The organism is Microbacterium sp. NPDC089987 (assembly GCF_044748505.1).
Taxonomy (GTDB): Bacteria; Actinomycetota; Actinomycetes; order Actinomycetales; family Microbacteriaceae; genus Microbacterium.
Window position 1 is genome coordinate 954,379 of sequence record NZ_JBIVGE010000002.1, and the last position, 12,478, is coordinate 966,856.

Genomic DNA, 12,478 nt, shown 5'->3' on the forward strand with positions numbered 1-12,478 from the left:
CGGGTAGACTCGTCAACGGCTCTCCGCGTGACGACACCCAGGCCAATTCCCCCAGGACGGAAACGTAGCAAGGGCAACCGGGCTCTGTCGGGTGCGCGGAGGGTCTTTTCTCTTCCCGAGCGGACTTCTGCGAGCGGACTGCTCGCGCGGTCAGCGTCGCCCCGACCCTCGGCTCTCTCACCGGATGCCCTGCGAGGATCGACCTGTGACCGCCCCCGCTGCATCCGCTCCGCGCTCCTCGTCAGCCGGCCGCTTTCTCGCGCCGGTGGCGCTGCTCGCCGTGATGTGGGCCATCCAGCTGCTCGACGCGGTGCTGCCCGGGTCGTTCACCGGGTGGGGACTGCGCTCCTGGGACCTCACCAGCCTTCCCGGTCTCGTGCTCGGCCCGCTGCTGCACGCCGGCTGGGCGCACCTGATCAGCAACTCGCTCCCGCTGCTCGTGCTCGGGTGCCTGGTGGCGGTGGAGGGCGTGAAGCGCTTCTGGGCGGTGACGGGCATCATCGCCGTCGTCGGCGGAGCGGGCACGTGGCTGCTCAACGCCCCGGAACGCTCACCGTCGGCGCATCGGTGCTCGTGTTCGGGTACTTCGGCTACACGGTGCTGCGGGTGTTCGCACCCGGCCGTATGTCGCACCGCATCGCCTACGCGGCGATCGCCCTCATCGTCATCGTGCTGTACGGCACGACCGTGCTCACCGGCATCTTCGGCGCCGGCACCGGGGTGTCATGGCAGGCGCATCTGTTCGGGGCGGTCGGCGGCGGCGTCGCGGCACTGGCCGCGCGGCGGTCTGCCGGGGGCACGCGTGCCCCCGTGCGATCGTGAGCGCTCGCCGCGCGGGTCGCACAACGCGTTCGCGGGCGCGCGCACAGCGGCGGCGAGGGCTCAGGGTGGCGGCGGTCACCGCGGGGGTCGCGGTTCTGGCATCCGGTCTTCTGGCGATTCTCGCCCTCATCACCGCTCCACGAGCCGAGGGCTACTGCCTCGATCAGCCGGAGGCGTACCCGGCGTTCGGAGTGAGCGGGTGGCACGGCGAGCAGCTCGAGAACGCCGCGACGGTCGTGCGCACCGCACGCGAGCTCGGGTTCGCGCGCGACGGTCAGATCGTCGGCGTCATGGCGGCGATGGGCGAGAGCTCTCTGCGCAACCTCGATCACGGCGACTGGGAGACGTCGGGGGTGGTGAACCCGGACGGCAGTCGCACGACGAGCATCGGACTGTCCCAGCAGCAGGACTGGTGGGGAAGCGCCGCCGAGCGGATGGATCCGGTCACCGCATCGTCGATGTTCTTCACCCGACTCCGGCGCGTGCCCGACTGGCAGACTCTCCAGCCGTCGCACGCCATCAACCGCGTGCAGATCAACGCGGACCCCGAGCACTACGCCCGATTCGCCGACGACGCCGCCGCTGTGGTGGATGCTCTGTCCGGGCCGTGCCCTTCGACAGGCTCAGGGACCCAGACAGGCTCAGGGACCCAGACAGGCTCAGGGACCCAGACAGGGTCAGGGACCCAGACAGGGTGAGGGACCCAGACAGGGTCAGGGACCCAGGGCGGCGGTCACTAGGCTGGTCCTGTGGCACGCAGCATCTACATCACGTCTGCCGAAGGACACACGGGCAAGTCGACGATCGCGCTCGGCGTGCTCGACGCGGTGATGCGCGTCTCACCGCGTGTCGGCGTCTTCCGGCCCATCATCCGCTCCGCCGATGAGCGCGACACCGTGCTCGAGCTGCTGCTGGCGCATGACGGCGTGCACCTCGAGTACGAGGACTGCATCGGCGTCACCTACGACGACGTGCGGCACGACGCGGACGCAGCCCTGGGCACCATCGTCGCGCGCTTCAAGGCCGTCGAGGCGCAGTGCGACGCGGTCATCGTCGTCGGCAGCGACTACACCGATGTGGCGGGGCCCGCCGAGCTCGGCTACAACGCGAGGATCGCGGCCAACCTCGGCGTCCCCGTGATGCTCGTCCTCTCGGGACGCGACAGCCAGAACCAGGCCGAGCAGCTGGGCACGACAACCGCCCGCACCCCCGGGCAGGTGCAGCAGATCGCCGCCCTCGCGATCGCCGAGCTCGCCGCTGAGCGAGCGGAGCTGTTCGCTCTCGTCGTCAACCGCGCCGAGTCCGGCGAGCTGGCCGAGATCATCGAGCTGATCGAAGACGGCCGCACCCCGGTGTGGGCCATCCCCGAGGAGCGGTCCCTCGTCGCACCCTCCATGCGCGGGATCATGCGCGCTGTCGACGGGCGACTCGTGCGCGGCGGTGACGAGCTGCTCGAGCGCGAGGCGTACAGCATCGTGATCGCGGGCATGTCGATGGTCAACGTGCTGCCGCGCCTGACCGAGGGGGCGGTGGTCGTGATCGCCGCCGACCGCACCGAGACGCTGCTCGCCACGGTGCTCGCCGCAGCATCCGGCACGTTCCCCGACCTCGCCGGCATCGTGCTGAACGGGCCGTTCGAGCTGCCCGATCCGATCCTGCAGCTGATCGACGGATTCGAGCTGCTCGTGCCCATCATCGCGACCGATCTCGGCACCTTCGACACGGCGGTGCGGATCATGGGCTCGCGAGGCCGAATGAGCCCCGAATCAGCGCAGCGCTACCAGAGCGCGCTGGAGCTGTTCCAGAAGCACGTCGACATCTCCGAGCTGACCGACGAGATGGGCCTGGCCGAGTCGACGGTCGTCACCCCCCTGATGTTCCAGTACGGGCTCATCGAGCGGGCGCGCAGCGAGCGCAAGCGGATCGTCCTTCCCGAAGGCGACGACGATCGGATCCTGCGGGCGGCATCCATCCTGCTCGCGCGCGAGGTGGCCGAGCTCACCATCCTCGGCGAGGAGGCACCTGTGCGTGCCCGTGCCGCGGCGCTCGGACTCGACATCTCCGCGGCGCAGGTGCTCAGCCCCACCGACCCGGCGCTCGTGCAGCGGTTCGCCGAGGAATACGCACGGCTGCGCGCGCACAAGGGCATCACGCTCCAGCAGGCGGCCGACACGGTCACCGACGTGTCGTACTTCGGCACCATGATGGTGCATCTCGGACTGGCCGACGGGATGGTCTCCGGCGCCGCGCACACCACGGCGCACACCATCCGGCCCTCCTTCGAGATCATCAAGACGAAGCCCGGCGTCGAGGTCGTCTCGAGCGTCTTCCTCATGGCGCTCGCCGACCGCGTGCTCGTCTACGGCGACTGCGCAGTCATCCCCGACCCGACCAGCACGCAGCTGGCCGACATCGCGATCTCCTCGGCGGCGACCGCCCGACGCTTCGGCATCGACCCGCGCGTCGCGATGCTGTCGTACTCGACCGGCGAGTCGGGCTCGGGCGCCGACGTCGAGAAGGTGCGCGCGGCCACGGCCCTGGTGCGCGAGCGGGATCGCCTCCTGCCCGTGGAAGGGCCGATCCAGTACGACGCGGCCGCCGACGCGGCGGTGGCGAAGGCGAAGCTGCCCGGATCGGAGGTGGCAGGACGCGCCACGGTGTTCGTCTTCCCCGACCTCAACACCGGGAACAACACCTACAAGGCCGTGCAGCGCTCGGCCGGCGCGGTCGCGATCGGACCGGTGCTGCAGGGTCTCAACAAGCCGATCAACGACCTGTCGCGCGGCGCGCTCGTCGACGACATCGTGAACACCGTCGCGATCACCGCGATCCAGGCCCAGGGAGAACAGGCATGAGCAGCGCCGCGTCGAGTCATCGGAGCGATGAGATGTCGCAGGGGGCCGTGCTCGTCATCAACAGCGGCTCGTCGTCGCTGAAGTACAGCCTCATCGATCCGTCTCGCGAGCTCGAGCTGGGCAGCGGGCTCATCGAGCGCATCGGGCAGGGCTCCGGGATCATCAGCCACACCGCCCGGGTCACCGCCGAACCGGGCGAGCCGGCGCCCACCGTCCTCGACGTGCGTCATTCGGAAGAGCGGCCCATCTCCGACCACCGCGAGGCGTTCGCCGTGATGCTCGCCCAGTTCGCCGAGCACGGACCCGATCTCGACGACCACCCGCCCGTCGCCGTCGGCCACCGCGTGGTCCACGGGGGCGCGCGGTTCTTCGAGCCGACGGTGATCACTTCTCTGGTCGAGATCAACATCGACGACCTCAGCGTTCTGGCGCCGCTGCACAACCCGGCGAACCTGGCCGGCATCCGGGCGGCGCGCGCGGCGTTCCGCGACGTGCCTCACGTGGCCGTCTTCGACACCGCGTTCCACCAGACCCTCTCGCCGGCGGCGTACACGTACGCGCTCGACGCCGCCACTGCCCGTGAGCACCGCATCCGCCGCTACGGCTTCCACGGCACCAGCCACAAGTACGTCTCCGAGGCCGCCGCAGCCTTCCTCGGGCGCGACCTCGCGCAGCTGCGTCAGATCGTGCTGCACCTCGGCAACGGGGCATCCATGACCGCCGTGGACGGCGGCCGGTCGGTCGAGACGTCGATGGGCTTCACCCCGCTCGAAGGTCTCGTGATGGGCACCCGCACCGGCGACATCGACCCGGCGGCGCTGTTCCACCTGTCGCGCCGGTGCGGACTCGGCACGGATGGGCTGGACGATCTGCTCAACAAGCGCAGCGGCCTGCTGGGCCTCGCCGGACGCAGCGACATGCGTGACATCCTCGCCGGCCGCGCCGCGGGGGAGGAGGCGGCGACGCTCGCCTACGACGTGTACGTGCACCGGCTGCGCGCCTACCTGGGAGCCTACGTCGCGCAGCTCGGCGGAGTGGATGTCATCGTCTTCACCGCCGGCGTCGGCGAGAACGCCGTCGACGTGCGCGCGGATGCGCTCGCGACCTTCGGATTCCTCGGCGTGGAGGTCGACGCGGAGCGCAATGGATCGCGCGGGCGCGGCATCCGGCGCATCTCCTCCGACGACTCGTCCGTCGAGGTGCTCGTGGTCCCCACCGACGAGGAGCTCGAGATCGCGCGGCAGACCCTGTCCGCCATCTGAGGGCGCACTCGCGGCATCCCACTCTCACTAGGCTGGATGAGCCCGTCCGACCAAGGAGGACCCATGTCTGACGCTCTCCCCGATCTGCACCGCACCACCGGCGTGCTCTTCGACCTCGACGGTGTGCTGACCCCCACCGCCGAGGTGCACATGCGCGCCTGGAAGAAGGTCTTCGACGAGGTCTTCGCGCGCTGGGGCATCGAGCCGGCATACACCGACGAGGACTATTTCGCGTACGTCGACGGCAAGAAGCGCTACGACGGAGTCGCGAGCCTGCTGCGCAGCCGCAACGTCGAGCTCCCCTGGGGCGAGATCACCGACCCACCCGAGGCCGAGACGGTGTGCGGGGTCGGCAACCGCAAGAACGACGCGTTCATCGCCGTGCTGCGCAGCGAGGGCATCGCCCCTTACCCGGGCTCGCTCGCGCTGCTCGAGAGCCTGCGCGACGCCGGCGTGCCGATGGGCGTCGTGTCGAGCTCCAAGAACGCCGGAGAGGTGCTCGCCAGCGCCGGCATCCGCGACTTCTTCCGCGTCGTCGTCGACGGCCTCGTCGCCGAGCGCGACCACCTCGCATCGAAGCCGGCACCCGACATGTTCCTCGACGGCGCGCGGATGCTGGGCGTCGATCCTGTTGCGGCCATCGCCGTGGAGGACGCCGTGTCCGGCGTCGCCTCCGCAGCAGCCGCCGGATACGGCGATGTGGTCGGAGTCGATCGCGGCGCAGGCGGCGCGGCTCTGCGCGAGGCGGGCGCGACCTGTATCGTCGATGATCTTGCCCGTCTGCTCATCCAAGCGCAGAACTGACCCCCTCACACGCTTTCGGAGAGAGCATGATCGATCGCGACCGCTACCCCGTCGACCCCTGGCGTCTCATCGAGACCCGCTACGACGAGGAGGGGGTCTCCGAGACCGTCTTCACCGTCGGCAACGGATACCTCGGCCTGCGCGGCAACCACATCGAGGGACGCGGCGCCCACGAGCACGGCACCTTCATCAACGGACTGCACGAGACGTGGCCGATCCGCCACGCCGAGCAGGCCTACGGGTTCGCGGAGGTCGGGCAGACGATCGTGAACGCGCCGGACGCCAAGATCATGCGCGTCTACATCGACGACGAGCCCCTCTCGTTCGACGAGATGGAGGTGCACGAGTACTCACGCGCGCTCGACATGCGCACCGGTGTGCTCGAGCGCAATGTCGTCTGGATGACGCCGTCGGGCAAGCGCGTGCGCATGCGCGACGAGCGCATGGTGAGCTTCGAGGAGCGTCACCTCGCCGTGCTGCGCCTGGAGCTGACCGTCGAGAACGCGGACGCGCCGGTGACGGTGAGCTGCCAGATGGTCAACCGGCAGGACGGCGCCGGCATTTACGCCGGCGACCCGATGGCGGGCAAGGGCGACGGCAAGGCGGGCTTCGACCCGCGCAAGGCCGAGAGGATCACGGAGCGCGTGCTGCAGCCCGTGGAGTACTGGCAGGACGGTCTGCGCTCGGCGCTGTCCTACCGCGTCTCGGACTCGGGGATGACCCTCGCGGTCGTCGCCGATCACCTCATCGAGACCGAGAACGAGTACAGCGCTCGCACGCTCGTCGAGCCCGACATCGCGAAGAACGTCTTCCGGATCCAGGCGAAGGCGGGTGTGCCGATCAGGATCGACAAGATCGTCAGTTACCACAGCTCGCGCGGCGTGCCGCCTCGCGAGCTCGTGGACCGCTGCCGCCGTTCGCTCGACCGCGTCGGGGTGGAAGGGGTGGATGCCCTGTTCGGCTCTCAGCGCGAGTGGCTCGATGCGTTCTGGGCGCGCTCCGACGTGCGCATCTCAGGTCACGACGACCTGCAGCAGGCGACGCGCTGGTGCCTGTTCCAGCTCGCGCAGGCGGCGTCCCGCGCCGACGGGAACGGTGTCGCCGCGAAGGGCCTGACCGGTTCGGGCTACAGCGGGCACTACTTCTGGGACACCGAGATCTACGTGCTGCCGTTCCTCACCTACACGTCGCCGCAGTGGGCGAAGAACGCCCTGCGTGCGCGCGTGATGATGCTTCCGGCCGCCCGTCGGCGCGCAGCCCAGCTCAATGAGGCGGGCGCGCTGTTCCCGTGGCGCACGATCAACGGCGAGGAGGCCTCGGCCTATTACGCCGCCGGCACCGCGCAGTACCACATCAATGCCGACGTCAGCTTCGCCCTCGGCAAGTACGTGCGCGCCACGGGCGACCTCGACTTCCTGCGCCGGGAGGGCGCCGACATCGCCGTCGAGACCGCGCGCCTGTGGGCGACGCTCGGCTTCTGGCGCGGCACCAACGGCGACTCGACCTTCCACATCCACGGCGTCACCGGGCCCGACGAGTACACCACGGTCGTCAACGACAACCTCTTCACGAACGTGATGGCCCGTTACAACCTGCGCTTCGCCGCGCGCATCGTCGGTGAGATGTCCGTGAACGACCCCGCCGCGTATGCGGCTCTCGTCGAGCGCACCGGCCTCGACGACGGCGAGCGGGATTCCTGGACGCGAGCGGCCGAGGCGATCCACATCCCGTACAGCGAGGCGCTGGGCATCCACCCGCAGGACGCGTTCTTCCTGGAGCGCGAGGTGTGGGACCTCGAGGGGACGCCGGCGGAGATGCGCCCGCTGCTGCTGCACTACCACCCGCTGGTGATCTACCGCTTCCAGGTGCTCAAGCAGGCCGACGTCGTGCTGGCGCTGTTCCTGCAGGGCAACCACTTCACCGAAGAGGAGAAGCTGGCCGACTTCGACTACTACGACCCGCTGACGACGGGGGACTCGACCTTGTCGGCGGTCGTGCAGTCGATCATGGCGGCCGAGGTGGGCTATCAGGATCTCGCACGGGAGTACTTCGAGCAGGCGCTGTACGTCGACCTGGCCGACCTGCACAACAACGCGGCCGACGGGGTGCACGTGGCGTCGGCGGGAGGCGTGTGGACGGTGCTCGTCAGCGGCTTCGGTGGCATGCGAGACCATGACGGCGAACTGAGCTTCGACCCGCGTCTGCCCGTCGACTGGCCGGAGCTGTCGTATCCGCTGCAGTGGCGCGGCTCGCAGCTGCAGGTCACCGTCACGCGGACTCAGCTGCGCCTGGAGGTGCGCGAGGGCGATGCCGTCGACTTCACCGTGCGCGGCGCCGCGCATCGCGCAGCGGTGGGGGAGCCGGCCTCGGTGCTGCTCGCGGGTCAGGGTCCGGTGCGTCCGGGGCGGCCGACGCTGCGCGGCATCGAGGATGCCCGTCGCGACGACGGCACGCGCCTGTCGGTCTCGCTTCCGGTGACCACGACGACGATCCCAATCATCGACGCCTACGAGGCCTGACGCCCGCCGAGGGCGGGCTGATGTCGGTGGCACGCCGTAGGCTGGACGGGTGACGACAGCCCTGTACCGCCGCTACCGGCCCGAGACCTTCGGCGAGATGATCGGGCAGTCGCAGGTGACCGATCCGCTCATGACCGCGCTGCGCGGTGACCGCGTCGGCCACGCCTATCTGTTCTCCGGCCCGCGCGGCTGCGGCAAGACCACGTCGGCCCGCATTCTCGCGCGGTGCCTGAACTGCGCCGAGGGTCCGACCGACACGCCCTGCGGCGTCTGCCCCAGCTGCGTCGAGCTCTCCCGTGCGGGCGGCGGCTCGCTCGATGTGGTCGAGATCGATGCGGCGAGCCACAACGGCGTCGACGACGCGCGCGACCTGCGTGAGCGCGCGACCTTCGCGCCGAGTCGGGACCGGTTCAAGATCTTCATCCTCGACGAGGCGCACATGGTCACCCCGCAGGGGTTCAACGCCCTGCTGAAGCTGGTCGAGGAGCCGCCGGCGCACGTGAAGTTCATCTTCGCGACGACCGAACCCGAGAAGGTGCTCGGCACGATCCGCTCGCGCACGCACCACTATCCGTTCCGGCTGGTGCCGCCTGCGGCGATGCTCGAGTACATCGAGAAGCTCTGCGGCGAGGAGGGCGTGCAGGTCGAGCAGGGTGTGCTCGCGCTCGTCGTTCGTGCCGGCGGCGGATCGCCCCGCGACACGCTGTCGCTGCTCGATCAGCTGATCGCCGGATCAGACGAGGGCAACGTGACCTACGAGCGTGCTGTCGCCCTGCTCGGCTACACGCATGCCGCTCTGCTCGACGAGATCGTCGACGCGCTCGCCGCCGGAGACGCAGCGACGGCGTTCCCGGCGGTCGACCGCGTCGTGCAGACCGGGCAGGACCCTCGCCGCTTCGTCGACGACCTGCTCGAGCGCCTCCGCGACCTGATCGTCATCGACGCGGTGGGCGACGGAGCGTCCGCGGTGCTGCGCGGCATTCCCGCCGACGAGATGGAGCGCATGCAGGCGCAGGCCGCGTCGTTCGGTGCCGCGCGCCTTTCTCGCACCGCCGACCTCGTGAGCCAGGCGCTCGACGACATGAGCGGAGCGACATCGCCGCGGCTGCACCTGGAGCTGATGGTCGCGCGCGTGCTCGCGGGATCGCCGAGGGATGCCAGTGCCGGCACTCCGCAGGGTGCGACCGCTCAGACCCCGCCCGCGAAACCCGCAGCTCCCGCAGAGGCACCCACGGTCTCGCCGGTGATCGTCGAGAACCTCACGGCGTCGAGTCCCGTTGCTCCGAGGTCGCCGGATGCCGCGCCCTCGCGGCCGGCCGAGAAGGCTGACGACGCCGCGGCGGCACCTCAGCCCGCGCGCGCAGCCGAGGCGCCGGCATCGGCACCGGAGGAGTCCCCAGCGCCGGCCGCATCCCCGGCACGCGCTGCGTCCGCCGCAGACGCGGCAGGCACCGCGACTGCTGCTGAGACCGTCGTGCCCACGGTGAGCGGTCCCGTCACCTTCGAGCGCATCGCCGCCGCATGGCCCGCCGTGCTCACCCGCCTCGAGACCATCAGCCGCGCCTCGTGGCTGATCGTGACCGGCATCCAGCCGCTCGCGTTCGACCCGAGCACCGAGGTGCTCACCCTCGGATTCTCGAGCCCGAGCGATGTGCCGCGGTTCAAGGGCACGACGCCGGGCAAGAGCACGTCGGACCACCTCCGCACGGCCATCGAGCAGGAGCTGGGCGTGACCGTCAAGTACCGCCCGGCGCCGCTGCCGCCCGGCGGCGGGGGAGCGGCAGTGCCCACCGGTCCTGCTGCACCCACCGGTCCTGCTCCCACAGGTTCACGACCCGACTCCACGCACGCGGGATCGGCGACGACCGGAGCCGGCCACCGGGCAGCTCCGCCGCGCCCCGCCGGGGGCGACGATGACGCCCCCGCGGCCGGCTGGGCCAACCCGCTGAGCGGTCCGCAGGATCTCGGTGGTGCCGGCCGCGGTTCCGGTGCTGCTGCTGAGGCGCAGCCGCGATCGGGCGCCGGCTCATCGGCATCCGGCGGCACCCGTTCCGCGGCGTCGGCGGTCACCGACTGGGCCGTCGCGCCCATTCCGTCATCCGCCCCGGTCGGGACGATGCCGGTCGAGACCGCTGCGACCGACGCCGTCGTCGCCACTGGCGCGCCCGGCGCAGGTGCGCCGATCGCCGGGTCGAGCGCACCGCAGCCGCAGTTTCCCGTAGACGACGAGCCATCCGAGGTCGAAGCCGCCTCCTCGGCGCCGCAGCCTCCGCATGACGGTGACATCGACGCGCCCCCGCCGCCGGACGACTACCCGCCATATGACGACGAGCCGCCCTATGACCCGGAGTACGACGAGCCGCGTGGACAGACCGGCGGTGCCGCTGCGGCCCCGGCGGCGGTCCCCGAGGCGAAGTCGCAGCAGGCGCCCGCTCGCCCGTCGCTCCGCGAGGTGCCGCCGGCACCGAGCCGCCCCCAGGGCTCCGACGGCGTCGAGCGTCGCGGCGAAGCCGTGATCCGGCAGGTGCTCGGTGCGAAGTTCCTGCGTGAAGAGCCCTACCAGCCCCCCTCGAGGTTCAACTGATGTACGACGGAATCGTCCAGGAGCTGATCGACGAGTTCGGTCGACTGCCTGGAATCGGCCCCAAATCCGCGCAGCGCATCGCGTTCCACATCCTGCAGACGCCGTCGTTCGACGTCGCACGGCTCTCCGAGCTGCTCACCGAGGTGCGCGCGCGCGTGCGCTTCTGCGAGGTGTGCGGCAACGTGTCCGAGCAGGATCGCTGCGCGATCTGCCGCGACCCCCGGCGCAATCCCGAACTGATCTGCGTGGTGGAGGATGCCAAGGACGTCGCGGCCATCGAGCGCACCCGCGAGTTCCGCGGCCTGTACCACGTGCTCGGCGGTGCGATCAGCCCGATCGCCGGCGTCGGTCCCGACGACCTGCGCATCGCGCAGCTGATGACCCGGCTCGCCGACGGCACGGTGCAGGAGGTGATCCTCGCCACGAACCCCAACCTCGAGGGCGAGGCGACCGCCAGCTACCTCAGCCGCTTGCTGACCAGCATGTCGATCACCGTGTCGCGCCTGGCATCCGGACTCCCCGTCGGAGGAGACCTCGAGTACGCGGACGAGGTGACGCTGGGGCGGGCCTTCGAGGGCCGTCGCCGCCTATGAGCGCTCACCACGCCGGATTCAGCCGCAGGGGCTGGATCCTGTTCGCGATCATGGCGTTCGTCTGGGGCATCACCTACCTCTTCATCAAAGAGGCGGTGCACTCGTTCTCGCCGCCCGCGGTGGTCGCCGGGCGCACCCTGCTCGGCGGGCTGATCCTGCTGCCGTTCGCGCTGCGCGGCGGCGCGCTGAGGGCGGCCTGGAAGCACTGGCCCTGGGTGCTCGCGTTCGGTCTCGTCGAGATGGCCGGACCCTTCCTGCTGCTCAGCCACGCCGAGACCCAGCTGCCATCCGGACTCACCGGGCTGCTCGTGTCGACGGTTCCGCTGTTCGCCGTGATCATCGCACTGCTGCGCGGAGATCGCTCGGCACTCGCGCCGGTCAGGCTCGGGGGCCTGCTGCTCGGTTTCGCCGGCGTCGCCGTGGTCGTGGCAGGCCCCGGGCTGTTCCCCCACGGTCCGAGCAGCGCGTTCGCCATCGCCGAGATCCTGCTCACTGCGGTGCTCTACGCCATCGCCCCCTTCATCATCGCCCTCAAACTGAAGGACGTGCCCTCGCTGGGCACGATCACGCTCGCGCTGTTCGCGATCGGAATCGGCTACCTGCCGGCGGCCCTGCTCACCCAGCACGAGGTGCCGACGATCCGCGCCACGGTGTCGCTGCTTCTGCTCGGCATCGTCTGCACCGCCCTCGCGTTCGTCGCCTTCTTCGCCCTGATCCGCGAGGTCGGGCCGGTGCGGGCCCCGCTGTTCACCTACGTCAATCCGATCGTCGCCGTCGTGCTCGGCGCCATCGTGCTCGCCGAACCGCTCACGCCCGGGCTGCTGATCGGCTTCCCGATCGTGCTGATCGGATGCTGGTTCGCCGCGACCGGTGGGCGGCTGCGGCCGCGGGCATCCGCCTCCGACCTGACCACGGGTCCGATCACCACCGCCGAGACGGCGGAGGCGATCGTGTCCGACCTCGGGGTCGGGTCCGAGCACCGACCCGATTCCGACGGCCGCCGCTGACGGCGACCGCCCGCGACCGCCGGGCGTCACAT

8 protein-coding genes, 1 other RNA gene and 1 pseudogene are annotated in these 12,478 nt (G+C 70.5%); all 10 read left to right on the forward strand.

All coding sequences use genetic code 11. The annotated features are described in order from the left end of the window. The first annotated feature begins 14 nt into the window (after positions 1-14). Positions 15-111: signal recognition particle sRNA small type (gene ffs / locus ACIPV2_RS12285), an RNA gene on the forward strand. Between the two features lie 172 nt (positions 112-283). Then, a pseudogene (locus tag ACIPV2_RS12290) lies at positions 284-822 on the forward strand (rhomboid family intramembrane serine protease). Positions 823-887: 65 nt separating this feature from the next. Then, positions 888-1,520, forward strand: coding sequence for a hypothetical protein (locus ACIPV2_RS12295; RefSeq protein WP_400841618.1), 633 nt, complete (start codon positions 888-890; stop codon positions 1,518-1,520). Between the two features lie 51 nt (positions 1,521-1,571). Continuing rightward, positions 1,572-3,677, forward strand: coding sequence for a phosphate acetyltransferase (gene pta / locus ACIPV2_RS12300; protein WP_400841620.1), 2,106 nt, complete (start codon positions 1,572-1,574; stop codon positions 3,675-3,677). After that, entirely contained in the window at positions 3,674-4,939 is a 1,266-nt protein-coding gene (locus tag ACIPV2_RS12305) for an acetate/propionate family kinase (RefSeq protein ID WP_400841622.1), read from the forward strand. The genes pta and ACIPV2_RS12305 overlap by 4 nt, the downstream gene beginning before the upstream one ends. Before the next feature lie 63 nt (positions 4,940-5,002). Next, positions 5,003-5,743, forward strand: coding sequence for an HAD family hydrolase (locus ACIPV2_RS12310; RefSeq protein WP_400841624.1), 741 nt, complete (start codon positions 5,003-5,005; stop codon positions 5,741-5,743). A gap of 26 nt (positions 5,744-5,769) precedes the next feature. Further along, entirely contained in the window at positions 5,770-8,262 is a 2,493-nt protein-coding gene (locus ACIPV2_RS12315; RefSeq protein ID WP_400841626.1) for a glycoside hydrolase family 65 protein, read from the forward strand. A 49-nt stretch (positions 8,263-8,311) separates the two neighbouring features. Beyond that, complete coding sequence (locus ACIPV2_RS12320; protein WP_400841628.1) at positions 8,312-10,846, forward strand: DNA polymerase III subunit gamma and tau; 2,535 nt, start codon at positions 8,312-8,314, stop codon at positions 10,844-10,846. Then, complete coding sequence (gene recR / locus ACIPV2_RS12325) at positions 10,846-11,439, forward strand: recombination mediator RecR (protein ID WP_071643765.1); 594 nt, start codon at positions 10,846-10,848, stop codon at positions 11,437-11,439. The genes ACIPV2_RS12320 and recR overlap by 1 nt, the downstream gene beginning before the upstream one ends. After that, positions 11,436-12,446 (forward strand): DMT family transporter, encoded by a 1,011-nt coding sequence (locus tag ACIPV2_RS12330; RefSeq protein ID WP_400841631.1) that lies wholly within the window; start codon positions 11,436-11,438, stop codon positions 12,444-12,446. Before recR ends, ACIPV2_RS12330 begins: the two co-directional genes overlap by 4 nt. Positions 12,447-12,478: the final 32 nt, after the last annotated feature.